This window comes from Paractinoplanes ovalisporus, from assembly GCF_016834655.1.
Classification (GTDB): domain Bacteria; phylum Actinomycetota; class Actinomycetes; order Mycobacteriales; family Micromonosporaceae; genus Actinoplanes; species Actinoplanes ovalisporus.
The window spans coordinates 814,858-841,200 of record NZ_JAENHP010000002.1 but is presented as its reverse complement, the minus strand read 5'-3'; the positions used below and the strand labels follow the sequence as shown (position 1 = coordinate 841,200).

Here is a 26,343-nt window from a genome sequence, read left to right as displayed (position 1 = left end):
CACACCCCCTGCCGGTCGATCATGGGCTGGTCACGACAACCGGCAGGGGGTTCGCGGTGATGCGGTGGCGGTTCGCTGCCTGGCAGATCTACCTCGCCCTGTGCACGGTGGCGGCGGTCGTCTACTACGCGTTCCCGTCCGAGTGGGTGCAGGCGGTCACCGTCGCCACGCTCGGCATGTCGGCCGCCGTGGCGATCGTGGCGGGCGTGCGGCGCCACCGGCCCGCCGTACGGTGGCCCTGGTATCTGATGGCGGCGGCGCGGGCCTGCTTCGCGCTCGCCGAGGTGGCGTACTGGATCCAGCACTTCGCCACCGGCGGGGACGTCTTCCCCTCGTACGCGGACCTGCTGTACCTGAGTTTCGCGGCGATGCTCGCGATCGCGGTCGTCGGGCTGGTGCGGGCCCGCCACCCCGGACGTGACGTGCCCGGCCTGATCGACGCGCTCGTGCTCTCGACCGGCGCGGCGATGCTGGTGTGGGTGTTCCTGATCGTGCCCTACGTACGCGCCGAAGACCTGAGCCCGCTCGCCCGGGCTGTCTCCCTCGCCTACCCCATCTCGGACCTGCTGATCCTCGCGGTCCTGTCGCGCCTGGTCACCGGCAAGGGGGACCGGCCGCCGGCCTACCGGCTGTTCGTCGGGGGCGTGCTGGCGCTGCTCGCCGCCGACATCGGGTACGCGATGCTCGAACTGACCATCGGCTACAGCGCCGGCAACATCGTCGACCTGGGCTGGCTGGCCATGCAGGCGCTGGGCGGGGCGGCGGCGCTGCATCCGTCGGTGTCCACGCTGTCCACCCCGGCCCCGCCGGCCGCCCAGGGCGCCGCGCCCCGCCGTCGCGTGGCCGCCCTGGCCGTGGCCAGCCTGATGGCCCCGGCCGTGCTGGCGATCGAGTGGGTGCGCGGCATGCCGATCGACGTGCCGGTGATCGTGACCGGCTGCACGGTGCTGTTCCTGCTCGTCATCGCGAGGCTGGACGGCCTGGTGCGGCTGCTGGCAGGGGCGTTGCGCGCGGTCGAGGAGCAGGCCACCACCGACCAGCTGACCGGCCTGGCCAACCGCCGCCGCTTCCACGACCGGTGGGCGTCGGCGCTGGGCGAGTCGGTCGGCCCGACCGCGCTGCTCTACATCGACCTGGACGGCTTCAAGCCGGTCAACGACACGTTCGGCCACGAGGCGGGTGACGCCGTGCTGGTCGCGGTCGCCCACCGGATCAACAGCCTCGTGCGTACGGGAGATGTGGTGGCCCGTCTCGGCGGCGACGAGTTCGCGGTGATCCTGCCCTGGACCGACGACGAGACGGCCGAGGCGGTCGCCGGTCGCATCGTCGAGGCGCTGTCCGAGCCGTTCGACACCCCGACCCGCCCGGTCTTCGTCGGCGCCAGCATCGGCGTGATCACCGCGCACTCGGGCGCCAACCCCGACGCCGAACTGCGCCGGGCCGACACCGCGATGTACGCCGCCAAGAACAACGGCCGCAACCGCATCCACCACGACCGGGCCGCCTGACCTCCGCGCGGGCCGCCTGACCCTCGCGCGGGCCGCTGACCCGTCAGGCGAAACTGGTCGTGGCCAGGGCGGCGGCGATCAGCAGGCCCAGGCCGTTCGTGGCCCAGTGCAGCGCGGCGGCGGCCAGCAGGCTTCCGCTGCGGCGGCGCAGCTCGCACAGCAACAGGCCGGCCACGGCGGTGAAGGCCACCGCGCCCAGCACGGCCAGCACACGCCCGGTCAGGCCGGAGCCGACCGCCGAGCCGACGGCCTGGTTGGCGGAGCTCAGGCGCAACGACGGCAGGATGTGCCACAGGCCGAACAGCACCGACGAGGTGATGCTGGCCCAGACCGCGCCCCGGTGACGGTGGACCAGGCCCATCAGCACGCCGCGGAAGGCGATCTCTTCGAGCAGCACGGTGCCCAGCGGGACGATGATGAAGGCCGCCATCAGGGCCGCGCCCGGGTGCAGGTGGTAGCGCACGTCGTGGAAGGCCGGGCGGGTCCAGGGCAGGGCGACACCGATGGCGTAGACGACCGCGACGGCCAGGATCGCGCCGATCGCGTATTTGAGGCCGGGGACGAGCGTACGGCGGGAAAGCCCGAGATCGTGCCAGGTGAGCCCGGCTCTGCGTGCCAGCAGCACCAGCACCAGCGCGACCACGGGACCGGCGACCAGGCCGGTGTGGTGCGGGCCGTACTTGTCGGCGATGTTGACCGCGACCAGGATCAGGACGACCGCGCCGAGGAGCAGGAACAGGCGGCGGCGGGACGGATGCGGGAGGGTGTCGGAAGGCATGGCCCGGCGAAGCCTACCCGCGCACCTCCGACGCAAACTCCTGCAGACCGACCACCCTGAGCAGCTCGTAGCGCTCCCGTGACTCCGCGTCGGCCGGGGTGAGCACGAGCAGGAACTGCCGCTGATCGGGCGTCATCAGGGTCTCGCAGTTCATCACCACAGGTCCGACGGCCGGGTGGATGATCGTCTTGCGGTCGGCCCGCCGCACCCCGACCTCGTGCTCGGCCCACAAACGGCGGAATTCGTCACTCTCGTCGGTGAGGCGCGCGATCAGCCGTACGAGGGTGGGGTCGTCGTGCCGCCGGCCGGCCACCGCGCGCATGTCGGAGACCATGGCCCGGGCGAGGTGGTCGCGCTCCTCCGGCGGGTGGAAGGCGGAAATGGCGGGGTCGGTGAACCAGCGGTACGCGTGGTAGCGGCGGTCGCCGGTGTAGCTCGTCTGGTCACCCATCAGCAGCGTCGACCCGCGGTTCTGGGCCAGAGTCTCGCCCAGGTCGGAGAGCACGGCGGCGGCCGCCTCGCTGAGCAGGTCGAGGATGCGCAGCAGACCGGCCCGGGCCAGCCGGGCCGTGCCGTCGGCCGGTGGGGGCTGGTGGCCGGCCAGGTGGAACAGGTGGTCGCGTTCGTCGTCGGAGAGCCGCAGCGCCCGGGCCAGCGCCCCGAGCATCTGGGTGGACGGCTGGCTGCTGCGGCCCTGCTCGAGCCGTACGACATAGTCCGACGACATGCCCGCGAGCATCGCCACCTCTTCGCGGCGCAGCCCGGAGGTGCGCCGGCGGGGGCCGTCGGCCAGGCCGACCTCGGCCGGGCGGATCGCCTCACGCCGGCGGCGCAGGAAGTCGGCCAACTCGTCACGCTGCATGAACTCATCCTTGCCCGCGCGTGCGGGGAGTATCCAGGGAGCGGCTCTCCCACGATAAGCGCTCCGCTGCCGGTGCGGCCGGAAGCGGCGCAGGCTGGGATCCATGCAGAAGCGAAACCTTGGCACCAACGGTCCTGTCGTCTCCGCCCTCGGCCTCGGCGCGATGGGCATGTCGCAGGGCGTCTACGGCCACTCCGAGCGCGCGGAGAGCATCGCCACCGTGCACGCCGCCCTCGACGCGGGCGTCACCCTGATCGACACGGGCGACTTCTACGGCATGGGCCACAACGAGATGCTGCTGGCCGAGGCGCTGCGCGGCCGTCCCCGCGACAGCTACCAGCTGAGCGTGAAGTTCGGCGCGCTGCGCGGCCCCGACCACTCGTGGGGCGGCAACGACGGCCGTCCCGAGGCGGTGAAGAACTTCCTGGCCTACTCCCTGAACCGGCTCGGCACCGACTACATCGACATCTACCGCCCCGCGCGCCTCGACCCGGCGACCCCGATCGAGGAGACGGTCGGCGCCGTCAAGGAGATGATCGACGCCGGTTTCGTACGCCACATCGGGCTCTCCGAGGTCGACGCGGCCACGATCCGCCGGGCGAACGCGGTGCACCCGATCGCCGACCTGCAGATCGAGTACTCACTGATCTCGCGCGCGGTCGAGGACGAGATCCTGCCGACGCTGCGGGAGCTGGGCATCGGCCTGACCGCGTACGGGGTCCTGAGCCGCGGCCTGATCTCGGGCCACTGGACCACGGCCCGGGCCGGCGCGGACGGCGACTTCCGGGGCATGACCCCGCGGTTCTCGGCCGAGAACGTCGACCACAACCTGTCCCTGGTCGAGGCGCTGCGCCGGGTGGCCGAGGCCAAGGGCTGCACGGTGGCCCAGCTGGCCATCGCGTGGGTGGCCGCCCAAGGCGCGGACATCGTGCCGCTGGTCGGTGCCCGTACGAGGGAACGCTTGTCGGAGGCGTTGCCGGCACTCGACATCACCCTGACCGCCGACGACCTGGCCGACATCGAGAAGGCGGTCCCGCTGGGCGCCGCCCGCGGCGACCGCTACCCCACCGCGATGATGACCACCCTCGGCGCCGGCAACTAGCCACCGCGACCGCGGCCGACCGCCGCGACGGTGCTGGCGACACCGACCGTTGCCAGCACCGAGAGGGCGAGCCACAGCCCGTACGTGAAGTGGAACAGAGCGCGGACCTGCTCGTACGTGTCCCCGGCCCGTTCGTCCGGCGGCCGCGATCCGGTGACCTGGCTGAGCACCGCCGTCACCGCGTCGACCGCGTCCCGCCGGGCCAGCACGGCCGCTCCCCACAGGACGACCGCCGCGGCCAGAGCCAGCCCACCGGTCAGCGACGTGCGCCACGCCCGCGACCGCAACGCGGTGGCAGCGAGCGCGGCCACCATGAGCGCCGCGGCCAGCCAGGCGACCGGTTGGGCCGGGAGCGCGGCGGGCGGGCCGCCGAGCACGCGTTTCATCTCGCCGCCGTCGAGATCGTGGATCGGTTCCCGGTCGGCGTCGCCGGTGAAAGCCACGTCGGGCCGGCCACCGGCCACGATGTCGGCGCCGGTGTAGGTGACACGCCACTGCACGCGGGGCGGGCCTTCGCTCGCGCAGGACGCGCTCAGGAACGGCAGCAGCAGGCAGAGCCCGGCCAGAACCAGACCGGCCGGGCTGAGCAGGCGCCGGCTCCAGCGCACAGCTCAGCGGCGATCGGCGGCCGCGTAGGAGACGGCGGCGGTCACGGCCGAGACGGCCAGGACCGCGGGCCAGGAGCCGATCTTCTTGGCCAGCGGGTGGGAGAGGCCGAAGGCCCCCACATAGGTGGCGACCAGCGCCGTGGTCACGGCCGGACTGGTGCGGCGGGCCCACTCGCGGCCGGCCACGACGCCGCCCGCGGCCAGGACAGCGCCGCCGAGAGGGCGGATTCCGGTGCGGCGGGCCAGCTGCCAGCCGCCGATCAGAGAGCCTGCGGTGATGACCGCCGTGGGAACGCGCACCCGGAAAACCTACACCGCAGACCCCGTGCCCCCGGCGCGTCAACTCGCGGGCACCACAGCACTGCGGACCGCCTCGGCGAACCGCCGGTTGCGCACCATCTCTCCCGGCGGCACTCCGGCGGCCTCCTCGGCCGCCATGATCTGGGTGAAGGCCGGTAGGAGTTTCACGATGGCTCGCTCGGCCGCACCGGGATCCCAGATCAGGTCGATCATGCGGCGGCACTGCTCGGCCGCACGTTCGGGTTGGGCGGACAGCCGATCCGGGCCCAGCGTCTGCCATCGCAGCGCCACCATCAGGTGGTAGCGGATGGGCCGGAACGTCGTCGCGATCCGGCGCGTGAGGTTGAGGGCTCGAACGCCTCATCGGGCGCGAGCGCATCCAGGTCGCGGTCGGCCTGGAACTGCTTCACAAGACCTTCGACGACGATGTCCATCCTGCATCCCTGCTCCTCAAGCCCGGGCCCGAGCCAGGACCTCCTCGGCGCTCAGCGCGCTCTTCGGGTGGTACGACAAGCTCATCGGGACGGACACCCTCCGGAAGGGGGTTCCTTCGCCGACGGTGTAGAACTGGCCCGCCTCCAGGCGCGAGATGTCCAGGACCGCGCTGCCCTTGGCCGCCGCGACCTCGCGCGCCGCGGCGATCTGGACCGGGCTGTTCAGGAAGCCGTAGAACTGGGTCGCGGCATTGCCGATGATGCGGTTGTGGATGCCCTTGGGCGCCTGGGTCGCGAAGACCAGGCCCAGCCCGTATTTCCGGGCCTGGCTGGCCAGCGCGAGGGTGCTCTCGGTGCAGGCGGTCATGGGTCCGGAGGGAACGAAGGTCTGTGCCTCGTCCATCACGAACAGCCCGCCCAGCGGCCGGTCGCCGGCCGGATTCAGTTTGATCCAGGCGAACAGCGCCATCTGCAGCTGGTTGACGAAGCTCTGCCGCTGCTCGTCGTTGGACAGGCCGATGAGGCTGATGACCGAGATCCGGGCCCGCTTGCCCGGCGCCGGCGTCAGCAGGACGGCCGGGTCCAAGGTCTCCCCGGACCCGCCGAACATCGGGTCGTTGACCATCGCGGCCCGCAGCGTCTCGGCCATGTCGGCGGCCAGCTCCCGGGCCCGGCCGAGCGAGGCGGCCCCTTCCGGCAGATCGCTGAGCATGTCGACGAAGCGCGACAGATCCCCGTTGCGGGTGCGCGCGAAATAGTCCAGGGCCTGCCGGAGGATCGCCCGGCCGCGGTCAGCCTTGGCGGTGTTCCCGGCCATCCGGGCCCGGGGCGCCAGCGCGGCGACGGCCGAGTCCAGGGCCAGACCGAACTCGTCCGGCTCGTCCAGCACGGTCGAGAAGTCGGGCAGAGGCTGGAAGCTGACCGGCCGCCCGGACATGCGTCGAGGTGTCCACACGACGACGTCGGTGCCGGCCAGATAGGTGGCGGCCCGTCCGGCGTCGCCCGGCCGCCACGTCTTCGGCGCCTCGGGCCATTCGTCGCCGAGCCGGGCCAGGTCGTTGTTCGGGTCCAGCACGATCGCGGAGACGCCGTTGAGCGCGCACTGCTCGATCAGCCGCTTGATCAGCACGGTCTTGCCCGACCCGGATCCGGCGAAGATCACCGCATGCTTCCGCAGCGATTCGAGAGGCGCCCGTACGGGCTCACCGGTCTCCGTCATGGTCCCGAGCTCCAGGCTCGGACCGACCTGATCGTCCGGACCGGCTGTGGGTTCGGTCGCCTCGGGCGGCCCGCTCGGTTCTTCGGGCTCGGGTGTCGCGGTCGATCCGCCGCTCGGCGGTGGCCCGAACACCTGGGCGAACAGGGCGGTGTTCCCGGCCGGTCGCCGCGCGAGCAACCAGTCCGGCAGGGCCGGGTCACGCTCGTCGAGCAGCTTTGCGAGGGCGGCGAAGGTCCGCAGATCGTCGTCCGACACCCCGGTCAGCACCCCGCCGCGGTCGAGATAGTCCTGTTTCATGCGCTGGCTGACCTTGCCGTTCGGCCAGTTCCCGTTACGCAGCAGCACGGCACGGCGCTTGGTGATCGCGGGGTCGAGGTTGACGAAATCGAGGAGCCGCCGGAGCCGGGCCTGCACGGCGAGGGCGTTGGTGTGGGCCAGAGCCCGGAACGACCAGTGGGCCTCGTCCTCGGTTTCCTCGTCCAGCGTCTCCACCAGCCACGCATGCATCGACGGACTCGCCTCGCCGCCGGGTTTCACGCTGTACCGGCCCCGGCGCTCGCCCTGCTCGATGGTCCAGGCCTGGAGGCCCGCCACCAGTAGCCGGGACATCTCCCGGTCCTCGGTGGCCGGCGCCAGCGCCGCATCGATCACCGCCTCCGCGCGGAGACGGGCCAGCCGCTCGTCGAGCACGGTCAGGCGATCCGGCGGCGGTGGCGTGGGATCAATCGGCTTCGGGTCCAGCTCCTCCTGAGCGAGGTCGTCGAGCAGCGTCACTTCGTCTGCGGCCAGACACGCCTGGATGTGCCGGTCCACCCGTTGCAGCAGGCCGCGCGGTGTGAAGTCCATCGCGTGGCGGAACGCCTCCGGGGCCACCGGCCAGGTCGGGAGGGGCGGCTTGAAGTCGGCCATCTCCAAGAACGGCTCGAAGCGCGCGGCCACCAGCTCGGCGGCGATCGCGGCGGAGGGGATCCGGGACAGGTGTGCCTCCGTGCGAAATCGTCCGCTCACCGATGCGACAGAGTTCCGTTCGATCAGCGTCCAGGAGGTCCACAGGCAGGCCACAACCGTCACCGTCCGGCTCAGCACCTCGCGCATCTGCATCAGACCGCCGCCGAGGTCGGCCGCCAGCGCGACCGGTTCGTAAACCGACGAACCGGATCCGCCACCGACTACGGACGTGCGTGCCTGCGCGAACACCGGGTCAATCTGATCCACGGCGAACAGTGACGCCCCGGTGCAGGCGATCAGCCGGGAGATCTCGGTGGCCACCTGCTGCGGAGGTTTGACCGTGTTCGGCACGCCCCAACGTTCGAGGCCGACTGCGGTCTCCTCCTGCGCCGACACCAGCCAGTTCTCGGCCAGGTCGTTGGCGTGCTCCTCCTCCGCGGCCAGCATGACCAGAGCCCGGAGAGTGTGCCGGCATTCACGGGCGACCTCTGGTTCGGCCCGCCGGAATGCGGCAACAAATTGATCAAGTGCTTCGGGTGTCAATGGGATGGCGCCCCGCACTCGCAACCGGAGTTGATTGGGAATTCCGGCGATCTCCGAGAGCCGTTCCAGCAGTACAGCAAGCTGGGGGTGCCGATAAGATCCGGTCCGGTGCAGACCGCGCAGCAAAGCGGAGACAACATTCGGCCAGAAGCTCTTGCCGTCCGCGATCCCCATCAGGAAGAAATAGCCCCCACGGAGCTGGACTTGTTCGCGGGCCCACCGGATCAGATGGGTCTTTCCAATCCCGTGCCGCCCGTGCACAACCAGTCCGACCGGACTGCGGCCCTTACTGGTGACGGCCGTTTCGTAGGCCCGGACGACCGCGGCGCCGACATCGCCGTTCAGGCCGTCGATGTGAAAGTCGAGCCGGGACCAGACATCGTCCTGGGTCGGCGCCCAGTCGAGCCGGCGCAGCTCGTCGAGCGCACGTCGCTCTGCTGATTCGATCACGAGGGACCGATCATGATCAGATGCATGTCCTCCCCGCCGTGGGGGATGGCGGCGCGCCTCGCGTCGTCAGCCAGGGCGCTTCGGTTCGGGTCCGCCTCGAGCTGGACAACACGAAGCCGATCCAGCTCGACCAAGGCCTGATCGAGCTTCTCACGAGGGATGTCAGCAAGCTCATCGCGAAGCCGGACCAGGCTCACCAAGGCTCCGGGCTCGGGAGCAAGCACGTCGTAGGCCTGCCGGATCCGCATCTCGACCGACTGCGGACCGGCATCCTCGACGACGAACACATCCGACAGCTGATATCTGTTTTTGATCATTAAGCGGTCGAGGTGCCGGAGGGTCCCGTAGAGCAGGTGCCAGGCCGCGCCGACGCCGTCCGGCGGCGCCAGCGTCAGCTCCTCCCGGCCGCGGGCCCAGCCCTCGTCGGTCAGCTCGTGGAAGATCGCGCCCCGCAGCCCTTTCCGGAAGGTGATCAGTTTCTCGCCTGCCAATTGATCACGGGCGGACTTCTCGACCGTGAAGTGATAGAGCCTGCGAAGATCAGGATTGGACGCCTCGGTGACGTGCAGCATCAAGGCGATCAACGCCTGCCGGGCAGGCGTGCTCAGGACAGACATGAATAAGGATCTTCCGAGTCGGGGGCGCGGGCCGGCGTGCCGCAAAAGCATCATTGCCGCATCGCCGTAATCGCGCGAGCCCCCGAAAAGATCTGGCATTCGGGTTCGCTGTCTGATAACCGCCGGACTATTTGGCGGGGGCGACGATGCCGTACTCGTGGATTTTGCGGTAGATCGTGGCTCGGGACATGCCGAGGGCCGCCGCTGCCTTGACCTTGTTGCCGTCCCAGTCGAGGAGGCTCCGGACTATCGCGTCGCGTTCCATGGCCTCCAACGGGCTCAGCAAGCGGCGCGAGACGGTTCGGCACTCGGGGGGCAGGTCGCGGGGCTGGATGGAGCCGCTTCGGCGGTGCTGGACGATGTTGCGGACCACCTGCCACAGCTGCTCGATGTTGCCCGGCCACGACGACCGGCTCAGCATCTGCAACGCCTCGGGTGAGCAGGTCAGCCGGCCGTCGGGGACCAGCCTGGCCAGGAAGAACGGGACCAGCGTCGGCACGTCCTCCAGGTGGTAGCGCAGCGGCGGCAGTTCGACCGTGCTGGGGAAGAAGCGCAGCAGGTCGGCCAGGTCGCTGCCGTCGTGGCGCTGGCTCAGCGTCACCGCGACCCACGGCGCGGCCTCGGTGGCCCGGGCCGTCTCGATCAGGCGGCACAGGGTTCCGAGGTGGTCGCCGGCGCGGTCGGCGTGCTGGATGACCAGGGCACCGCCGGCCGCCGCGAGTTCGCGGCGGACGTCGATCAGCCAGCCCCGGCCGGGACTGGCGGCGTCGACCACGGCGAAGTGGGCGGCGGGGTTGTCGTGCTGGTGGATGGCGCGGACCACGGCCAGTTTGCCGACCCCGGCCTCGCCTTCGAGGGCCAGCCACTCCCCGGCCGCGTAGGCGGATTTGACCTGGTGACAGCCGCGCAGCCAGAGACCGCCGGAGCCGACCAGGCCGGGCAGGAACATGCGGGGCGCGGGGGCGGACTCCAGCCGTACGCCGGTCCGTTGCTCGGCGAGTTTGACGTGCACCACGCCGCCGGTGAGCCCGCCCTCGCCGCGCACCGGACGACAGAACATCCGTGCCTTGACCCCGCTCGGCAACTCCACCGTGAGCGACGCCGTCGGGTTGCGGCCGGCCAGCGTCTCGGCCGCCTGGGCCAGCAACATGGACTGTTCGGCCGGGTCGAGCACGTGGCGCGCGTTGTCGTTCATCATCACGACGTCGTTGTTCAGAGCGAAGACGATTCCCGCCGTACGGCGGCAGGTCCGCAAGTATTCCTGCAGCAGCTCGAGTTCGCGGATGCCGCTGTCGGCCAGCAACGCCTGCTGGATCTGCCCCGCCGTGGTCTTGGCCAGCGCGAGCAGCAGCGGGTCGGCGTCCCGCCGCCAGCAGGTGAGGTCGACCGCGCCCACCGTCTTGCCCGAGATCGGGTGGTGGATCGGCACGCCGGCGCAGGCCAGGTCCTCGAGGTGTTCGGCGTAGTGCTCGTGGCCGAACACGTGCATCGGCCGGCCGCCCTCGAGCGCGGTGCCGATGCCGTTGGTGCCCACGAACTCCTCGGCGTAGCTGAATCCCGGCGCCAGGTTCACCCGGTCGAGGTGGGCGTCGAGGTCGCGGCCGGCGTCGAGACGGGTCAGCACGAGCCCGGTCGGGTCGGTGAGGATGATGCTGATCGGCTGGCCGTCGAGGTGCTCGCGCAGATGCTGCAGCACCGGCAGCGCGCTGCGGGTGAGCGGGGTGTCCAGGTCGGGGTCGCGCAGATACGTCAGGTCGACCCGGTCGGCGGCCACGTTCCAGTGGCGGGAACGCCACCACGAGGCCAGGATCGCGTCGCGCACCTGGTTGGGGTCGACCTCTTCGGCCGTGAGGAACTGTTCTCGCGTCTTCGCTAATGGATCGTTCTCACCGAACGGCATGGGGTCCCCTGTCGGCAGGGGTTGTTACGGGCCTGTTTCACCATAGGCCGCGACCCCGTGACCCCCGTCTCATGTTGAGACCCGCAGCGTCACCCGTCCGGGGTGGACTCGGGCGATGGAGCCGGCGTCCGAGACGTTCAACCCGTGGACCGTGGTCAACCTGGTTTTCCACCACTTGGCTGCTCAGGGCCTGCATCCGGTGCTGGGCGGGGCCGATCCGGGTGCGCCCGCGGCCGAGCTGCTGCGCGCCCTGGGCATCGAGCCGGCGGCCGAGGGTGATCGTCAGGTGCGGGAAAACGTGAAAAGCCGCCTGGCGGAAATTCGGGCAGCCATGTTCCCCGACACGGATGACTCAATGTGAGACCTCCTGCACGTACGGCATGGGGTCTGATGCGCCAAGTAAGACGCAGCCAAGGATAGGGAGCACTCATGAGTCGCCAGAGTGTGGCCAAGGCTCATCAGAAGATCCAGGAGCTGGCCTGGGAACCGATGTACCACCAGCCGGTCTCGCAGTACGGAACGGACTACACGTTCCGCAAGGCGCAGAAGAAGGACCCGCTCAAGCAGGTGCTGCGGTCGTACTTCCCGATGCAGGAGGAGAAGGACCACCGGGTGTACGGCGCGTCGGACGGCGCGATCCGCGGCAACATGTTCCGCCAGGTGCAGGAGCGCTGGCTGGAGTGGCAGAAGCTGTTCCTCTCGATCATCCCGCTGCCGGAGATCTCGGCCGCCCGGGCCATGCCGCTGCTGTTCCGCAACGTGCCCAACCCGGAACTGCACAACGGCCAGGCGATCCAGATGATCGACGAGGTCCGCCACTCGACGATCCAGCAGAACCTCAAGCGCCTGTACATGAACAACTACATCGACCCGGCGGGCTTCAACTCGAGCCTGCGCAACTTCCAGAACGACTACTGCGGCACGATCGGCCGGCAGTTCGCCGAGGGTTTCATCACCGGTGACGCGATCACCGCAGCGAGCATCTATCTGACCATCGTGGCCGAGACGGCGTTCACCAACACCCTGTTCGTCGCGATGCCGGCCGAGGCCGCCGCGAACGGCGACTACCTGCTGCCGACGGTGTTCCACTCGGTGCAGTCGGACGAGTCGCGGCACATCTCCAACGGCTACGCGACGCTGCTCATGGCGCTGGCCGACGAGGGCAACCACCAGCTGCTCGAGCGCGACCTGCGCTACGCCTGGTGGAACAACCACCGCGTGGTCGACGCCGCCATCGGCACGTTCATCGAGTACGGCACGAAGGACCGGCGCAAGGACCGGGAGTCGTACGCCGAGATGTGGCGCCGCTGGATCTACGACGACTACTACCGCTCGTACCTGGTGCCGTTGGAGAAGTACGGCCTGGTCATCCCGCACGACCTGATCGAGGAGGCGTGGAACCAGATCTGGCACAAGGGCTACGTGCACGAGGTGGCGCAGTTCTTCGCGACCGGCTGGCTGGCCAACTACTGGCGGATCGACCCGATGACCGACAAGGACTTCGAGTGGTTCGAGTACAAGTACCCGGGCTGGTACGACCGCTATGGCAAGTGGTGGGAGCAGTACAACCGCCTGTCCACGCCGAACGGGCATCACCCGATCGTCGCCGAGGACGTCGACTACCAGTACCCGCACCGCTGCTGGACCTGCATGGTGCCGTGCCTGGTGCGTGAGGACATGGTGATGGCCGAGGTCGACGGCCAGTGGCGCACCTACTGCCACGAGGCCTGCCGCTGGACCGACGTCGAGGCGTTCCGGCCGACCTTCCAGGGCCGCAACACCCCCAACATGGGTCAGCTGATCGGCGCCCGCGAGTGGGAGACGCTCTATCACGGCTGGAACTGGGCCGACGTGGTGCAGGACATGGGCTTCGTGCGCGACGACGGCAAGACCATGGTGGCGCAGCCGCACCTCAACCTGGACGACCCGAAGAAGCTGTGGACGCTGGACCACCTGCGCCGCATGCCCAACCTGCAGAGCCCGAACGTGCTGCTCAACCAGATGACCGACGAGGAACGGGCCAAGTTCCACGCCGACTACATCCGCGGCGGCCCGGCCGGGCGCCCGTACCGCGGTGAGTGAGAAAACGCGGACATGGGCGACAAGCACCGGGTGAGGTTCGAGCCCGTCGGGATCGAGATCGAGGTCGACGAGGAGCAGACCGTGCTGCGGTCCGCGTCCGAGCAGGGGCTGATGCTCATGCACGGGTGCAAGGAAGGCCAGTGCGCCGCCTGCAAGTCGTTCGTCCTCGACGGTGACGACATCGAACTCGACCGCTACTCCACGTTCGCGTTGCCCGACTACGAGAAGGAGGAGGGGTTCACGCTCCTGTGCCGGGCCCACGTGTACGAGGACGTGACGATCGAGCTGCTCAACTTCGACGAGGAGATGATCCGCTCGGGGCTGCCCATCCAGGAAGCGGTGGCGGAGGTGGTGTCGATCGACCACGTCACGCACGACCTCCGGCACCTCGTCCTGCGGCTGATCGAGCCGGCCGAGATCATGTTCTTCCCGGGGCAGTACATGGACATCAAGGTTCCCGGTACGGACGAGACGCGCTCGTTCTCGATGGCGAACACGTCGAGCAAGGAGGACGGACGGCTCGAGTTCGTCATCAAGGTCTATCCGGACGGGTTGTTCTCGTCGTTCCTCGACACCACGCTCGGAGTCGGTGACCGGCTCGACCTGACCGGCCCGTTCGGCGTGTTCACGTTGCGCGACGCCCCCGACAAGGACCTGATCTTCGTCGGTGGCGGGGCGGGGCTGGCGCCGATCCTGTCGCTGCTGCGGTCCATGGCGGAGCGTGGCATCGAGCGCAAGGCCGTCTTCTACTACGGAGCCCGTACGGCGAAGGATCTCTGTTTCGTCGCCGAGATCGAGGCCCTGCGCGAGAAGCTGCCGGACTTCCAGTTCGTGCCGGCGCTCTCCGAACCGGCGGAGGGCGGGGACTGGGCCGGCGAGGTCGGCTTCATCACCGACGTGCTCAAACGTTACGAGGTCGATCTGAAGGGCGCGCACGCGTATCTGTGCGGACCGCCGCCGATGGTCGAGGCGGCCATGCCGCTGCTGGCGCAGCTGGGGACGCCCGAGAAACACATCTATTACGACAAGTTCACCACGACAGGTGGGGAGGACTGATGACGACCGCGACGGAACGCAGCGTTCCCAAGCCCGTCTTCACCGACGCCGAGGCCGGCGCCAAGGAGTTCCCGGACTCCAAGGCGCGCCGGTTCAACTACTTCACCCCGCAGAAGCGCAAGCAGACCCACTACGAGGACGTCACCGTCGAGGTGCAACCGGACCCGCGGCACTACCTCGCGCAGGGCTGGCTGTACGGGTTCTCCGACGGCAAGGGCGGCTACCCGCTCGACTGGACCGTGCTCAAGGCGTGGGGCAGCGACCGGCCGGAACCCGAGCGCGGGCCCGGAACCGGCGGCCAGGGCTACGAGTGGCCGGCGCACGGCTGGCACGAGTTCCGTGACCCGAACGAGGAGTGGGAACTTTCCCTCTACCGCTACAACGCCAACGTGGTCCGGCAGTTGCAGGCCAACGTGGACGCGGCCAAACAGGCCAAGTCGTTCGGCCAGTGGAACCCGAACTGGGTGCGGTTCGTGCAGCAGAACGTGGGCGCGTGGATGCACGTCGATCACGGCCTGGGCCTGTATCTGTTCGCGAACGCCAACCGGCGCGGCCCGACCAACATGCACAACACGGCCATCGCCGTGAACAGCATGCACCTGATCCGCGCGGCCCAGGACCTCGCGCTCTATCAGCTCACCCTGAGCGAGGAGGTGGAGGGCTTCGACGGCAGCGCCCACCTGGAGACGTGGAACTCGGATCCGGCCTGGCAGGGCGTACGGGAGATCGCGGAGCGCCTGACCGCGACCGACGACTGGGCCGAGGCGGTCTTCGCGGCCAACGTGGTCTTCCAGCCGCTCGTGGGCGAGCTGTTCCGCAGCCAGCTGGTCATGCAGGTGGCGCCGCGCAACGGCGACTTCGTCACCCCGACCGTGGTCGGCGCCGAGGAGTTCGACTTCAGCGAGCGCGATCTGCGCTACACGAAGGCGATCTTCGAGCTGCTCTCCAACGACCGGGAGTTCGCCGAGCACAACAGCCGGATCATGAACACCTGGCTGGCCGACTGGACCGGGCAGGCCGTCGCCGCGGCCCGCGCCATGCAGCCGCTGTGGTCGCAGCCCGACGCCAAGCCGATCCGCTTCGAGGACGCGCTGGACCGGGTGAAGAGCCGCTTCGCCGGCATCGTCGAGGAGCTCAGCCTGGACACCCCCAAGGAGCTCGAGCGATGACACAGCAGAAGTTCAAGACGGCCGAGAGCCCCTTCAAAGCGGACAACACCGCCTCCAACATGTGCGGCTTCACGCTGATGAACAGCCAGGTCGGCGTGGTGGTGGCGGACGTGATGAAGGGCAAGCCCGGCGTACGGGTGACGCCCCTGCCCTCGATGATCCGGGTCGACGCGACCAACCGGATGGACGTCGTCTACGACGAGGTGTCCGAGGCGCTGGGCGAGGAGCCGGGCTTCTTCGACTCGGCCCAGTTCGAGGAGAGCATGTCGACCCACTACGGCCGCATGATCCACGAGGACGACCGCACGATCATGTTCGCCAACCCCGAGGACGCCGCGGAGTACATCGGCTTCGACCTCAAAGCTGAATCGAGGTAACGCATGTACGAGAAGGATGGCGAGAAGTACTTCGTCGTCGACAGCCACATGCACTACTGGAGCGCCGGCCCGGACAACTGGGTCAAGGGCGCCGAGCAGTACGCCAAGGGCTGGATCGAGTGCTTCCACGCCTACCAGGGCCTCGGGCCGCCCGAGACGCACTGGCCGATCGAGAAGTTCATGTCCTACACCGAGGACGACCTGATGAAGGACGTCTTCGACAACGGCTACGTCGACGTCGCGGTCTTCCAGCCGACGTACCTGACCGAGTGGTACCGGGAAGGGTTCAACACGACCGAGCGCAACGCCGCGCTGGGCGCCAAGCACCCGGGCAAGTTCATCGCCAACACCCGCTGGGACCCCCGCGACGGCGACGACGGGCTCAAGCGCCTGGCCGAGAACGTCGACCGGTTCGGCAGCATCGGCGTGAAGCTCTACACGGCCGAGTGGAACAACGGCTCGCGGGGCTGGACGCTGAAGGACCCCGGCGCCTACCGCTACCTGGAGAAGTGCCAGGAGCTCGGCATCAGGAACATCCACGTGCACAAGGGCCCGACGATCTGGCCGCTGGACAAGGACGCGTTCGACGTCTCCGACGTGGACCACGCCGCGACCGACTTCCCCGAGCTCAACTTCATCGTCGAGCACGTCGGTCTGCCCCGCATCGAGGACTTCTGCTTCATGGCGACGCAGGAACCCAACGTGTACGCGGGCCTGTCCGTGGTCATCGGCGGCCTGATGCACGCCCGTCCGAAGTTCTTCGCCAAGGTCATGGGCGAGCTGCTGTTCTGGGTCGGCGAGGACAAGATGACCTTCGGCAGCGACTACGGCATCTGGGAGCCGAAGTGGCAGATCGAAGGCTTCGTCGACTGGGACTACCCCAGTGACGAGTTCTCCGACTACCCGCGGGTGACGACCGCGACCAAGAAGAAGATCCTCGGCCTCAACGCCGCCAAGCTCTACGGCATCGAGGTTCCGAAGGAGTTCCAGCTCGACGCGGGCGAGGGGGCACCGGCGGCCCGGGACGACGCGGTCGGCGTCAGTTCCGGGTCACCGGCGGCCTCGCTCTGATGACCGCGTCAACGGTGGGGACGCGCATCTTGGCCGCTCTGGCCGAGGTGCGCGACCCCGAACTCGATGAGCCGATCACGGCGCTGGGCTTCGTCGCGTCCGCGTCCGTGTCCGACGACGGGGTCGCTGAGGTGCATCTGCGGCTCCCGACCTATTTCTGTGCCCCGAATTTCGCCTACCTGATGGTCGCGGACGCTTACGACCAGGTGGCCGCGATCGGGCTCGAACCCCACATCGTTCTCGATGATCACTTCGCATCGGACGCCATCAACGAGGGGGTGGCGGCCCGGGCCGGGTTCGTCGGGTCGTTCGAGGGCGAGGCCGTCGACGAGCTGGACTCGCTGCGCGCCGACTTCCTGCGCAAGGCCGTGCTCGCCGGCACCGACGCGGTGTGCCGGCCGCTCGCCGGGTTCCCCCTCGCCACCATGACCCTGGGCGACATCCCGGACTCCCCCGCTCTGCAGCGGCTCAAGCGGCGGCGGCGCGACCTCGGCCTGTCGTACGCCGACGACGCTCCCCTGCTGATCGACCCGGCGACCGGTGGTCCGGTCGGCACCGATGACGTCCCGCTGCATCTGCGGAAGGCCCGTCTCACCCGCACGTCGCTCGACGCGAACACCGGTATCTGCCGCGGCATGTTGCGGCATCGCTATGACACCGACGGCCAGGGCGAATCTGCCCTTTAAGGAGACCACCGACATGGCCAAGGAACTCCGATACGGCAGTGATGCGCGGACTCTGCTGCAGAGCGGCGTCGACAAGCTGGCCGAGGCGGTCAAGTCGACGCTCGGGCCCAAGGGCCGCAACGTCATCATCGAGAAGATCACCGGCTCGCCGGTCGTCACCAACGACGGCGTCACCATCGCCCGCGAGATCCACCTCAAGGACCAGTTCGAGAACATGGGCGCCCAGCTGGTCAAGGAAGCCGCGATCAAGACCAACGACATCGTCGGCGACGGCACCACCACCGCCACCGTGATCGCCCAGGCGATCGTGCGCGAGGGCATGTCGGCGATCGGGCGCGGGGCCAACCCCGTACTGGTGAAACGCGGTGTTGATCTGGCCGTGGAGCGGCTGACCGAACGCCTGGAGGCGGCCGCGCGCCGGGTGAGCACCGAACAGGAGCTGGCGCGGGTCGCGGCGATCTCGGCCAACGACGACGACGTGGTCGGTGGCGTGATCGCGAAGGCGCTGCACACGGTCGGCGACGGCGGCATCGTGACCGTCGAGGAGTCGCAGCGGCACGGGATGAGCGTCGACTTCGTCGAGGGTTTCGAGTTCGACAACGGCTACCTGTCGCCCTACATGGTCACCGACCCGGGCCGGCTCCAGGCGGTGCTGGACGACCCGTACATCCTGCTCTGCAGTGAGAAAATCACCAAAGTGCAGCAGCTCATGCCGCTGCTCGACAAGATCATGAGGGCGCCGCGCCCGCTGGTCATCATCGCCGAGAACGTCGAGGGCACCGCGCTGTCGATGCTCACCCACAACCACGTCAACGGCGTCTTCCAGTGTGTCGCCGTGCGCGCCCCCGGGTTCGGTGACCGCCGGCTGCACAAGCTGGAGGACATCGCCGCGGTCACCGGCGGGGCCGTCTACAGCCGCCACTCCGGCTTCACGCTCGAGACGATGACCATCGACCAGCTGGGCCGGGCCGACCAGGTGCGGGTCGATTCCGAGAACACCGCGATCGTGGGCGGCGGCGGATCACCCGACGACATCGAGTTCCGCGTCACCCAGCTGCGGGCCGAGCTCGAACGGGCCACCTTCGGCGCCGACGAGGACGTTCTCACCGAACGGATCGGCGCCCTGACCGGCAAGGTCGCGGTGATCCACGTCGGGGCGCCGACACCGGCCGAGCTCAAGGAGCTGCAGCACCGGGTCGAGGACGCGCTGTCGGCGACCCGGGCCGCGATGGCCGAGGGGATCCTGGCCGGGGGCGGCGCGGCCCTGCTGCACGCCGCGGACGCGCTCGACGGCCTGGAGATCAAGGACGAGGACTACATCACCGGGGTCGAGATCGTGCGGCGGGCGCTGCCCGAACCGGCCTTCCTGATCGCCGCCAACGCAGGCTTCGGCGGCCAGGAGGTCGTCGCCCGGGTCTCCCAGCTCGGCCCGGACGAGGGTTTCGACGCGCTGCAGGGCCGGTTCGGCAACATGATCGAGATGGGCATCGTGGACCCGCTGCGGGTGGCGCGCTCCGCCCTGCAGAACGGCGCCTCGGTGGCCGGCCTGCTGCTCACCACGAACACGCTGGTGGCCGAGGAGCAGACGCCGTGGGGTGGCAGCCCGGCCCTGATGACCGAGTTCGGCGAGCTGGACGAGGGGCTGCGGCAGCCGTCACCGGATTCCAGCACACCGCAGTCGCTCGGCCTCGGGCCCTCGGTCGGCTAGTCATATGGGCCCTGTGATGGGCGACGACGAGGTACGCCCCGTCGTCGCCCCCGCCGTCACCGACCCGTCCTCGTCCGTTTTGCGGCAATTGCGGGCACGAGGACGCGTACGGGGAACTGTTGCTCTTCTTGGTCCGGCTTTTGTCGCCGCCGTCGCGTACATCGACCCCGGCAACTTCGCGACCAACTTCACCGCCGGCGCCAAGTTCGGATACACCCTGGCCTGGGTCATCGTCGTCGCCAACCTGACCGCGATGCTCGTGCAGTATCTGTCGGCCAAGGCCGGCGTGGCCACCGGACGTGACCTGCCCGAGCTGTGCCGCGAACACTTCCCCCGTACGGTGTCCCGGGGCCTCTGGGTCCAGGCCGAGATCATCGCGATGGCCACCGACCTGGCCGAGTTCCTGGGCGCCGCGGTCGGCCTCTACCTGCTGTTCCACGTGCCCCTGTTCCCGGCCGGGCTGATCACCGCGGTCGTCGCGTTCGGCATCCTCGCCCTCGAACAGCGGGGCTACCGGCGCTTCGAGCTCGCCATCGCGGGCCTGCTCGGCATCGTGTTCCTCGGTTTCCTGTACGACCTGCTGGTCGTCGGCGCCGATCCGGGCGGGGTGGCCTCGGGGCTGATCCCGCGGCTCGCCGGCAGTGAGAGCCTGCTGCTGGTCTGCGGCATCATCGGCGCCACGGTGATGCCCCACGTCGTCTATCTGCACTCGGCGCTGACCAAGTCGCGGGTGGCCTGCCGGGACGACGGGGAGAAGAGGGAACTCCTGAGGTTCCAGCGGCTCGACGTGATGATCGGGCTGGGGGCGGCCGGGCTGATCAACCTCTCCATGCTGGTGATCGCGGCGTCGCTGTTCCACGGCACCGGCTTCTCGGACGCGGACGCGATCCAGTCGGCCCACGACGGGCTCGGGCGGCTGGTCGGCGGCGGGGCGGCCCTGGCCTTCGCGGTCGCGCTGCTGGCGTCGGGACTGTCGTCGTCGAGCGTGGGGACGTACGCGGGCCAGGTCGTCATGCAGGGTTTCATCCGCCGGCGCATCCCGCTCTTCCTGCGGCGCGCGGTGACGATGGCGCCCGCGCTGATCGTGCTGGCGCTGGGGCTGCCACCGACCGACAGCCTGGTCATCTCGCAGGTGGTGCTCTCCTTCGGCATCCCGTTCGCGCTGGTGCCGCTGGTGCTGCTGACCCGTCGCCGCGACATCATGGGCGTGTTCGTCAACCGGCCCCTGACCACGGCGGCGGCCGGCCTGGCGGCGGCCATGATCATCGGTTTGAACGCGTTTCTCCTGTACGAAACGTTCCTGGCCTGACCTGCACCCGTTTCGCAACCGAGACTCCCGTCATGCGCAACCCTGGACGTCCGAAACTCGATCTAGCGGGTCGTCCGGCCCGCCGCGATGACGGACGGGAGGCCCCCGGTGCGTTTCCTGCGTGCGCCCCGCGCCGTCTCGCTGGTGCTGGCCCTGCTCCTGGCGAGCCTCGCCGTCTACTGCGTGGTGGCGAACTGGCAGCAGGCCAAGCGGGTCCGCGACGTGGCCGCCGCCGGCAGCGACACCGACGCCTACCAGCAGGCGGCGTTCGCGCTGACCACCGAAATGGCCCTGCTGCAGGGCGCCATGCTGGAACCCCGGGGCGAGGAGAGCCAGGAGCTGCTCGAAGCCAACCAGCACACCGGTGACGCGATGGACCGGATGGCCGCCATCGACGAGGAGCACGAGGCGCACGCGGCCGGGCTGGCCGAACAGCACCGCAACCTGCACATGGTGGTCGTCGGCTTCCTGGACCAGATCAACCGCGGCGACATGGGCGCGGCCAAGGTGACCATCGAGGGGGTGCTCGAACCCGAGTACACCGCCATGATGAAGCACCTGCTGGAGGAGCAGACCGCACACCTGGCCGAGTACGGGCAACGGGAGGCCGACTCCCTGCGCGACTCCCGCAACTCGGTCGTCGCCGTCATCGTCGTCTTCCTGTTCGGTGTCATGGTGCTGGCCGGCCTCGGCCTGTCGACCCGCGCGCTGCGCCGCCAGGTCGAGGCGATGGCCGCCACCGACCCGCTGACCGGCCTTCTCAACCGCACCGCCTTCACCACCCGCGTGGCCCAGGCCCTGGAGGGCGGCCGCCCCACCGTGCTGGTCATCAACGTGGACGGCTTCCGCGACGTCAACGAGCAGCTCGGCAACCGCATCGGCGACCTGCTGCTGGTCGAGGCCGGCCGCCGGTTGGCGTCCCTGGTCCGTGCAGGCGACGACGCGGTGGCCCGGCTCGGCGGCGACGAGTTCGCGGTGCTCCTCAACGACGACGACCCGCGGATCGGCGAGACCATCGCGGCCCGGCTCACCGAGGCGTTCGACAGCTCGTTCGTGCTCGACGAGGTCACGGTCGACCTCGAGGTGAGCATCGGCGCCCACACCGCGCGCGACGGCGAGGACGTGGCCGCGATGCTGCGGCACGCCGACACCGCCATGCACGAGGCCAAGCAGCACCACGCCGGCTTCCACCGCTTCCAGGAGGAGCAGAAGCAGGACGTCGCGGCCCGGCTGTCCCTGCTCGGCGACCTGCGCCGCGCCCTCGACGACCCCGGCCAGCTCACCCTCAACTACCAGCCGAAGGTCGCCGTCGACACCGGCGCGCTGGTCGGCGTGGAAGCCCTCGCCCGCTGGACGCACCCGGTCCGCGGCCCGATCTCACCGGCCGACTTCATCCCGGTCCTCGAGGTCACCAACCTCATGCACCGCTTCACCGAGCAGGTGCTGACGATCGCGCTGAGCCAGACCCGGGCCTGGCTCGACGCCGGTCACCGCGTGCCGGTCGCCGTCAACGTGTCGACCCGCAGCCTGCTCGACCCCGACTTCCCGCAGCGGGTCTCGGCCCTGCTGGAGGAGACCGGCGTGCCGGGCGAGCTGCTCTCGATCGAGGTGACCGAGTACGCCCTGATGAGCGACCCGGACACCGCGATCGAGGCCCTGAAGCGCCTGCGGACCCTCGGCGTGAAGGCGTCGATCGACGACTACGGCACCGGCTACTCGTCGATGACGTACCTGAAGGTCCTGCCGATCGCCGAACTGAAGATCGACCGTTCCTTCGTCATGGACATGGCCGAGAACACCAGCAGCCGGGCCCTGGTCGCCTCGACCGTCGAGCTGGGCCACCAGCTGGGCCTGACCGTGGTCGCCGAGGGCGTCGAGGACGAGGCCGCGGTGGCGGCGCTGCGGGAGATCGGCTGCGACACGGCTCAGGGGTACCACTTCGCCAAGCCGCTGCCCGCCGACGCCCTCACCGCGCGCCTGGAGTCGTCGGTTCAGGCGCTGACGTACACGTAGTCGATGCTTCAGGCGCTGACGTACACGTAGTGGCGCTCACGTGCACGTAGTCGATGCTTCAGGCGCTCACGTGCACGTAGTCGATCAGCATCTTGCTCTCGTCGGGCAGGCCGGCCGGGTTGCCCTGGCCGAAGTTCCCGCCGACAGCCATGTTGAGGATGACGAAGAACTCGTGCTCGAACACCCAGTCGACGTTGCCCTTGGCCGCGCGCAGCGAATCCGGGGTGGCACGGAAGAACTCCTGACCGTCCACGGTCCAGACGATCAGATTGGGTGACCAGTCCACCGCGTACGTGTGGAAGTCCTGGTGCCACGGCGTGCCCGAGACGATCTGGTTGCCGTAGGACTCGCCGCCCGAGTAGCCCGGGCCGTGCAGCGTGCCGAACAGCTGGTTGGGCTCGCGGCCGACGACCTCCATGATGTCGATCTCGCCGTCGGTCGGCCAGTTGCTGCCGCCCAGCATCCAGAACGCGGGCCAGAGACCGGAACCGTCGGGCACCTTGATCCGCGCCTCGACCCGGCCATATTTCTGGGTGAACTTGCCCGAGGTCTGAATGCGCCCCGACGTGAACTGGCAGGCGCCGTTCCAGCAGTCGTTGTGCCCGCCGCTGCCCTTGCGGGCCGTGATGACCAGGTTTCCCTGCCCATCCATGGCGACGTTGCCGGTGCCTTCGGTGTAGTACTGGAGCTCCTGGTTCCCCCAGCCGTGGCCGCCGACGTCGTAGCTCCACTTCGACGTGTCGACGCCGCTGCCGGCCGGGCCGTTGAAGTCCTCGTTCCAGACGACGGCCGCCTCGGCCGTGTCACTGCGGGAGCCGACCGCGAGGCCGGCGCCCAGGGTCACCACGAGGGCGGTGGCCGAGATCAGAAACCGTGACTTACGCATGGGGAATCCTCCGGGGGAGAGGGACAAACCTAAGCAAAAACCAACATAGACCTCCGTCGTTCGTGCACCGCAAGTCTTCACTGTTGGTGACGGCGGCCGAGGGCGCAACCGGAGAGACTGTGGTACGTCCCCGCTTCTGGCTGCCGTTATGAGGAGGTGACAGCGCCGGCCGACGGGGGCACGGGCCCGTTTTTACGTGCCCTTTTGGACAAAGACGGTGGCCCTTACCGCCCCGCTCCCCCGGGCCGCCCCACCACCGCGAACCGGACACCATCCGCCGGCGGTGTCGCAATCAGCTACACAAGGTGACGCCACCCGACACCCGTCTGGCGCTTGCGGGGCTAGGCGTCGTCGGGGTGCCAGGGGGTCAGGCGGGGCCACCAACCGGGGACGGCCCGGCGGTACGTCGTGTATTCAGCGCCGAACTTCTCGGTCAGCACGGGCTGCTCGTAGGCCTGGACGAACGTGACCATGGCGGCCGCGACCGCGACGGCGTACGGGATCAGGACCGGGCGCCACAGCAGCAGGGACTGGCCCAGGATCGTGGTGACGACCGCGATGTACATGGGGTTGCGGACGTAACGGTAGATGCCGCCCACGACCAGGTGGCTGGGCGGCGCGGTCGGGGACGGGGTGCCGAAACCCTCGATGACGAAGCGGGCGAACGCGTGCACCAGGAAGGCCGCCCCCGCGACGAGGATCAGCAAGCCCAGCAGGCGGGCCGGCAGCCAGTGGCCGAAGGGAGCACCGGGGCGCCAACCGGTCAGGGCCCAGGGCAGCAAGCCGGCGACGGTGCCCGGGGCGAGAGCGAAGAAAACCGCGCTACCGGTCGCGGCGGCACTCCTGCGCACGTGGTCCATTGTGCTGCCGTACGGGCTCGCGCACCAGGAAGACGTCGACCGGGTCCTCGCTCTCCAGCGTGAAACCGTGCCGCTCGTACAGGCGCCTCGCGGGGCTGCCCCGCAGGACGTTGAGGCGGACCACGACGCCGTCGCGGTCGCATCGGGCCAGCAGCCGCCGCAGCACCGCGGCGCCGATGCCACGGCCCTGCAGGTGCGGGGCCAGATAGAAGTGTTCCAGCCAGGTCGCGTCGGCGGCGGGCCGCAGCGCGACGCAACCGGCGAAAACCGCGTCCACCTCGAGGATCCAGGTGTGTTCCGGCTCGTACGCGTCCCGCAGCCGCTGCCGCACGCGATGCTCGTCGAAACGTCCCAGCCGTTCCAGATCGGCCCGCAGCACGGCAGCCCGCAACTCGGCTATGGCCTCGACGTCACCGGTGGTGGCCGGACGGAGCGTGAAGGTCGTCAGGGTCACCGGTCCATCCAACCGTCGAGCGAGGGGCGGCGGGCGCGGGGGTGTGACCGGACGACTACGCCGCAACTGCTCACTGGAAGTGACCGGCCTGCGGCGACCAGAGTGCCATGCATGCCGACCCGACAGCCCGTGGAGCAGATGCTGCGCGACCTCCCGCCCCAGCAGCGGGAGATCCTCGTCGCGACGTTCTTCCGCCGCCGCACGACGCGCGAAGCGGCTCAGCAGCTCGGTCTGGCGCCGGAGGTGGCCCGGACCCGGCTCTACAACGCGATGTGCAACCTGTCCGACATGATCACCACCGGCGGCCGGGAACGCACCGCGGCGCGGCTCAGTGCAGCTTCTGCGCGCCGATGAACCGCCATCACCCGCGGTAATCGGGCGAGAGGGGGCCACGGCCCGGCGAGCCTGTGATCGGCAGGCCCTGGATAGGTGCGCGGGGGCCGCTGACCATCGATGGCATGCCACGTAGACAGATCGACATCACGATTCCCGACCTCACCGGCAAGCGGGCCGTCGTCACCGGCGCCAGTGACGGCATGGGGCTGCGCATCGCCACCCGGCTGGCCGCGGCCGGGGCTGAGGTGATCATGCCGGTGCGCAACCCGGCCAAGGGCGAGGCCGCGATCTCCGGGATCCGGCGCAGCCACCCGCACGCCACCGTCTCGCTGCGCACGCTCGACCTGTCGTCGCTGCGGTCGGTCGCGGCGCTCGGCGGCACCCTGCGCGACGAAGGCCGCCCGATCCACCTTCTGATCAACAACGCCGGGGTGATGCGGCCGCCGAACCGGCAGAGCACGGCCGACGGGTTCGAGCTGCAGTTCGGCACCAACCACCTGGGGCACTTCGCGCTGGTCGCCCAGCTGCTGCCGCTGCTGAGCGCGGGCCGGGCCCGGGTGACCTCGCAGATCAGCGTCGCCGCGCGCAGCGGAAAGATCAACTGGGACGACCCGAACTGGGAGCGGTCGTACAACGGCATGCGCGCCTACAGCCAGTCGAAGATCGCGTTCGGGTTGTTCGGGCTGGAGCTGGAGCGGCGCAGCCGGGCCCACGGGTGGGGCATCACCAGCAACCTGTCGCACCCGGGGGTGGCGCCGACCAGCCTGCTGGCGGCCCGGCCCGAGATCGGCCGGGGCGGCAACGTCCCCCAATACCGGCTGATCCAGGCGCTGTCGTCGCGGGGCATCCTGCTCGGCACGGTCGAGACGGCCGGGCTGCCGGCGCTGATGGCCGCGACCGACCCCGGCGCCAAGGCCGGTGCCCTCTACGGTCCCAGCGGCCCCGGAAACCTCGGCGGGGCGCCGGCCGAGCAGCGCCTCTATCCGCCGCTGCGCAGCGCCGACGACGCCGCCCGGGCCTGGGAGATCTCGGAACGGCTCACCAAGACCGCGTTCGTCACGGCCTGA

At 69.6% G+C, this 26,343-nt stretch carries 27 protein-coding genes; 15 read left to right on the top strand and 12 right to left on the bottom strand.

What is annotated here, in order from left to right; translation table 11 throughout:
- Positions 1-59: 59 nt before the first annotated feature.
- Entirely contained in the window at positions 60-1,508 is a 1,449-nt protein-coding gene (locus JIG36_RS09790) for a GGDEF domain-containing protein (protein ID WP_203375695.1), read from the top strand.
- A gap of 43 nt (positions 1,509-1,551) precedes the next feature.
- On the opposite strand, the gene JIG36_RS09785 is transcribed toward JIG36_RS09790, so the two are convergent.
- Complete coding sequence (locus JIG36_RS09785; protein ID WP_203375694.1) at positions 1,552-2,286, bottom strand: CPBP family intramembrane glutamic endopeptidase; 735 nt, start codon at positions 2,284-2,286, stop codon at positions 1,552-1,554.
- 13 nt (positions 2,287-2,299) lie between these two features.
- The gene (locus JIG36_RS09780) at positions 2,300-3,148 is read right to left on the bottom strand and encodes a helix-turn-helix transcriptional regulator (protein WP_203375693.1); all 849 of its coding nucleotides are present in this window, start codon (positions 3,146-3,148) and stop codon (positions 2,300-2,302) included.
- Between the two features lie 103 nt (positions 3,149-3,251).
- On the opposite strand from JIG36_RS09780, the gene JIG36_RS09775 reads away from it, so the two are divergent.
- Positions 3,252-4,250, top strand: coding sequence for an aldo/keto reductase (locus tag JIG36_RS09775; protein ID WP_203375692.1), 999 nt, complete (start codon positions 3,252-3,254; stop codon positions 4,248-4,250).
- On the opposite strand, the gene JIG36_RS09770 is transcribed toward JIG36_RS09775, so the two are convergent.
- Genes JIG36_RS09770 through JIG36_RS09750 form a run of 5 tightly spaced genes read right to left on the bottom strand, consistent with a single transcriptional unit; the run spans position 4,247 to position 8,206 of the window.
- Positions 4,247-4,858 (bottom strand): hypothetical protein, encoded by a 612-nt coding sequence (locus tag JIG36_RS09770; RefSeq protein WP_203375691.1) that lies wholly within the window; start codon positions 4,856-4,858, stop codon positions 4,247-4,249. The two genes, JIG36_RS09775 and JIG36_RS09770, sit on opposite strands and share 4 nt — an antisense overlap.
- 3 nt (positions 4,859-4,861) lie before the next feature.
- Positions 4,862-5,158 carry a hypothetical protein gene (locus JIG36_RS09765; RefSeq protein WP_203375690.1) on the bottom strand — a complete coding sequence of 99 codons (297 nt, stop codon included), beginning with the start codon at positions 5,156-5,158 and terminating at the stop codon, positions 4,862-4,864.
- 39 nt (positions 5,159-5,197) lie between these two features.
- Positions 5,198-5,452, bottom strand: a complete 255-nt coding sequence (locus JIG36_RS09760; protein WP_203375689.1) for a hypothetical protein — start codon at positions 5,450-5,452, stop codon at positions 5,198-5,200.
- Positions 5,452-5,592 carry a hypothetical protein gene (locus JIG36_RS09755; protein WP_203375688.1) on the bottom strand — a complete coding sequence of 47 codons (141 nt, stop codon included), beginning with the start codon at positions 5,590-5,592 and terminating at the stop codon, positions 5,452-5,454. The genes JIG36_RS09760 and JIG36_RS09755 overlap by 1 nt, the downstream gene beginning before the upstream one ends.
- Positions 5,593-5,608: 16 nt before the next feature.
- The gene (locus JIG36_RS09750) at positions 5,609-8,206 is read right to left on the bottom strand and encodes a helicase HerA domain-containing protein (RefSeq protein WP_236046207.1); all 2,598 of its coding nucleotides are present in this window, start codon (positions 8,204-8,206) and stop codon (positions 5,609-5,611) included.
- Here JIG36_RS09750 and JIG36_RS51745 point away from each other — a divergent pair.
- Positions 8,183-8,743 carry a hypothetical protein gene (locus JIG36_RS51745; protein ID WP_236046206.1) on the top strand — a complete coding sequence of 187 codons (561 nt, stop codon included), beginning with the start codon at positions 8,183-8,185 and terminating at the stop codon, positions 8,741-8,743. The genes JIG36_RS09750 and JIG36_RS51745 overlap by 24 nt on opposite strands.
- 5 nt (positions 8,744-8,748) lie before the next feature.
- Here JIG36_RS51745 and JIG36_RS09745 read toward each other — a convergent pair whose 3' ends face one another.
- Complete coding sequence (locus tag JIG36_RS09745) at positions 8,749-9,369, bottom strand: hypothetical protein (RefSeq protein WP_203375686.1); 621 nt, start codon at positions 9,367-9,369, stop codon at positions 8,749-8,751.
- 127 nt (positions 9,370-9,496) lie between these two features.
- Positions 9,497-11,269: a sigma-54-dependent Fis family transcriptional regulator gene (locus JIG36_RS09740; protein WP_203375685.1), complete on the bottom strand. Its 1,773-nt coding sequence runs from the start codon at positions 11,267-11,269 to the stop codon at positions 9,497-9,499.
- 115 nt (positions 11,270-11,384) lie between these two features.
- On the opposite strand from JIG36_RS09740, the gene JIG36_RS09735 reads away from it, so the two are divergent.
- The 10 genes from JIG36_RS09735 (at position 11,385) to JIG36_RS09690 (ending at position 22,740) form a co-directional block, all read left to right on the top strand.
- Positions 11,385-11,630, top strand: a complete 246-nt coding sequence (locus tag JIG36_RS09735; RefSeq protein WP_203375684.1) for a hypothetical protein — start codon at positions 11,385-11,387, stop codon at positions 11,628-11,630.
- A 68-nt stretch (positions 11,631-11,698) separates the two neighbouring features.
- On the top strand, positions 11,699-13,351 hold the full coding sequence (locus tag JIG36_RS09730) for a ferritin family protein (protein WP_236046205.1): 1,653 nt from the start codon (positions 11,699-11,701) through the stop codon (positions 13,349-13,351).
- 30 nt (positions 13,352-13,381) lie between these two features.
- On the top strand, positions 13,382-14,407 hold the full coding sequence (locus JIG36_RS09725) for an FAD-binding oxidoreductase (protein WP_307872639.1): 1,026 nt from the start codon (positions 13,382-13,384) through the stop codon (positions 14,405-14,407).
- Positions 14,407-15,576 (top strand): ferritin family protein, encoded by a 1,170-nt coding sequence (locus JIG36_RS09720; RefSeq protein ID WP_203375682.1) that lies wholly within the window; start codon positions 14,407-14,409, stop codon positions 15,574-15,576. The genes JIG36_RS09725 and JIG36_RS09720 overlap by 1 nt, the downstream gene beginning before the upstream one ends.
- Positions 15,573-15,953, top strand: coding sequence for a propane 2-monooxygenase effector subunit MimD (gene mimD, locus JIG36_RS09715; protein WP_203375681.1), 381 nt, complete (start codon positions 15,573-15,575; stop codon positions 15,951-15,953). The genes JIG36_RS09720 and mimD overlap by 4 nt, the downstream gene beginning before the upstream one ends.
- A 3-nt stretch (positions 15,954-15,956) precedes the next feature.
- Positions 15,957-17,024 (top strand): amidohydrolase family protein, encoded by a 1,068-nt coding sequence (locus JIG36_RS09710; protein WP_203375680.1) that lies wholly within the window; start codon positions 15,957-15,959, stop codon positions 17,022-17,024.
- Positions 17,024-17,710 carry an iron-sulfur cluster assembly protein gene (locus tag JIG36_RS09705; RefSeq protein WP_203375679.1) on the top strand — a complete coding sequence of 229 codons (687 nt, stop codon included), beginning with the start codon at positions 17,024-17,026 and terminating at the stop codon, positions 17,708-17,710. Before JIG36_RS09710 ends, JIG36_RS09705 begins: the two co-directional genes overlap by 1 nt.
- A gap of 13 nt (positions 17,711-17,723) precedes the next feature.
- Complete coding sequence (gene groL, locus JIG36_RS09700; protein ID WP_203375678.1) at positions 17,724-19,418, top strand: chaperonin GroEL; 1,695 nt, start codon at positions 17,724-17,726, stop codon at positions 19,416-19,418.
- Positions 19,419-19,434: 16 nt separating this feature from the next.
- A complete protein-coding gene (locus JIG36_RS09695; protein WP_203375677.1) occupies positions 19,435-20,727 on the top strand; it encodes an Nramp family divalent metal transporter in 1,293 nt (430 codons plus the stop codon).
- A gap of 108 nt (positions 20,728-20,835) precedes the next feature.
- Positions 20,836-22,740, top strand: a complete 1,905-nt coding sequence (locus JIG36_RS09690) for a putative bifunctional diguanylate cyclase/phosphodiesterase (protein ID WP_203375676.1) — start codon at positions 20,836-20,838, stop codon at positions 22,738-22,740.
- 58 nt (positions 22,741-22,798) lie between these two features.
- On the opposite strand, the gene JIG36_RS09685 is transcribed toward JIG36_RS09690, so the two are convergent.
- The 3 genes from JIG36_RS09685 to JIG36_RS09675 all read right to left on the bottom strand — a co-directional run bounded on the left by JIG36_RS09685 (position 22,799) and on the right by JIG36_RS09675 (position 24,940).
- Positions 22,799-23,626 (bottom strand): glycoside hydrolase family 16 protein, encoded by an 828-nt coding sequence (locus tag JIG36_RS09685; RefSeq protein WP_236046204.1) that lies wholly within the window; start codon positions 23,624-23,626, stop codon positions 22,799-22,801.
- A 341-nt stretch (positions 23,627-23,967) separates the two neighbouring features.
- Complete coding sequence (locus tag JIG36_RS09680; protein ID WP_203375675.1) at positions 23,968-24,477, bottom strand: methyltransferase family protein; 510 nt, start codon at positions 24,475-24,477, stop codon at positions 23,968-23,970.
- Positions 24,449-24,940: a GNAT family N-acetyltransferase gene (locus JIG36_RS09675; RefSeq protein WP_307872638.1), complete on the bottom strand. Its 492-nt coding sequence runs from the start codon at positions 24,938-24,940 to the stop codon at positions 24,449-24,451. Before JIG36_RS09675 ends, JIG36_RS09680 begins: the two co-directional genes overlap by 29 nt.
- 111 nt (positions 24,941-25,051) lie before the next feature.
- Between JIG36_RS09675 and JIG36_RS09670 the strand changes: the two genes are divergently transcribed.
- Together JIG36_RS09670 and JIG36_RS09665 are read left to right on the top strand one after the other, a co-directional pair.
- Entirely contained in the window at positions 25,052-25,294 is a 243-nt protein-coding gene (locus JIG36_RS09670; RefSeq protein WP_203375674.1) for a sigma factor-like helix-turn-helix DNA-binding protein, read from the top strand.
- 104 nt (positions 25,295-25,398) lie between these two features.
- Complete coding sequence (locus JIG36_RS09665) at positions 25,399-26,343, top strand: SDR family oxidoreductase (RefSeq protein ID WP_203375673.1); 945 nt, start codon at positions 25,399-25,401, stop codon at positions 26,341-26,343.

What these genes read in the sequence shown, in the direction of transcription:
- JIG36_RS09760 (WP_203375689.1), bottom strand. Translation starts at nt 5,452, where the DNA reads ATGGTGGCGCTGCGATGGCAGACGCTGGGCCCGGATCGGCTGTCCGCC.
- groL (WP_203375678.1), top strand. Translation starts at nt 17,724, where the DNA reads ATGGCCAAGGAACTCCGATACGGCAGTGATGCGCGGACTCTGCTGCAG.
- JIG36_RS09775 (WP_203375692.1), top strand. Translation starts at nt 3,252, where the DNA reads ATGCAGAAGCGAAACCTTGGCACCAACGGTCCTGTCGTCTCCGCCCTC.
- JIG36_RS09785 (WP_203375694.1), bottom strand. Translation starts at nt 2,286, where the DNA reads ATGCCTTCCGACACCCTCCCGCATCCGTCCCGCCGCCGCCTGTTCCTG.
- JIG36_RS09685 (WP_236046204.1), bottom strand. Translation starts at nt 23,626, where the DNA reads ATGCGTAAGTCACGGTTTCTGATCTCGGCCACCGCCCTCGTGGTGACC.
- JIG36_RS09710 (WP_203375680.1), top strand. Translation starts at nt 15,957, where the DNA reads ATGTACGAGAAGGATGGCGAGAAGTACTTCGTCGTCGACAGCCACATG.
- JIG36_RS09740 (WP_203375685.1), bottom strand. Translation starts at nt 11,269, where the DNA reads ATGCCGTTCGGTGAGAACGATCCATTAGCGAAGACGCGAGAACAGTTC.
- JIG36_RS09750 (WP_236046207.1), bottom strand. Translation starts at nt 8,206, where the DNA reads ATGCTGGCCGCGGAGGAGGAGCACGCCAACGACCTGGCCGAGAACTGG.
- JIG36_RS09780 (WP_203375693.1), bottom strand. Translation starts at nt 3,148, where the DNA reads ATGCAGCGTGACGAGTTGGCCGACTTCCTGCGCCGCCGGCGTGAGGCG.
- JIG36_RS09670 (WP_203375674.1), top strand. Translation starts at nt 25,052, where the DNA reads ATGCCGACCCGACAGCCCGTGGAGCAGATGCTGCGCGACCTCCCGCCC.
- mimD (WP_203375681.1), top strand. Translation starts at nt 15,573, where the DNA reads ATGACACAGCAGAAGTTCAAGACGGCCGAGAGCCCCTTCAAAGCGGAC.
- JIG36_RS09745 (WP_203375686.1), bottom strand. Translation starts at nt 9,369, where the DNA reads ATGTCTGTCCTGAGCACGCCTGCCCGGCAGGCGTTGATCGCCTTGATG.
- JIG36_RS09755 (WP_203375688.1), bottom strand. Translation starts at nt 5,592, where the DNA reads ATGGACATCGTCGTCGAAGGTCTTGTGAAGCAGTTCCAGGCCGACCGC.
- JIG36_RS09790 (WP_203375695.1), top strand. Translation starts at nt 60, where the DNA reads ATGCGGTGGCGGTTCGCTGCCTGGCAGATCTACCTCGCCCTGTGCACG.
- JIG36_RS09705 (WP_203375679.1), top strand. Translation starts at nt 17,024, where the DNA reads ATGACCGCGTCAACGGTGGGGACGCGCATCTTGGCCGCTCTGGCCGAG.
- JIG36_RS09695 (WP_203375677.1), top strand. Translation starts at nt 19,435, where the DNA reads ATGGGCGACGACGAGGTACGCCCCGTCGTCGCCCCCGCCGTCACCGAC.
- JIG36_RS09730 (WP_236046205.1), top strand. Translation starts at nt 11,699, where the DNA reads ATGAGTCGCCAGAGTGTGGCCAAGGCTCATCAGAAGATCCAGGAGCTG.
- JIG36_RS09735 (WP_203375684.1), top strand. Translation starts at nt 11,385, where the DNA reads ATGGAGCCGGCGTCCGAGACGTTCAACCCGTGGACCGTGGTCAACCTG.
- JIG36_RS09720 (WP_203375682.1), top strand. Translation starts at nt 14,407, where the DNA reads ATGACGACCGCGACGGAACGCAGCGTTCCCAAGCCCGTCTTCACCGAC.
- JIG36_RS09665 (WP_203375673.1), top strand. Translation starts at nt 25,399, where the DNA reads ATGCCACGTAGACAGATCGACATCACGATTCCCGACCTCACCGGCAAG.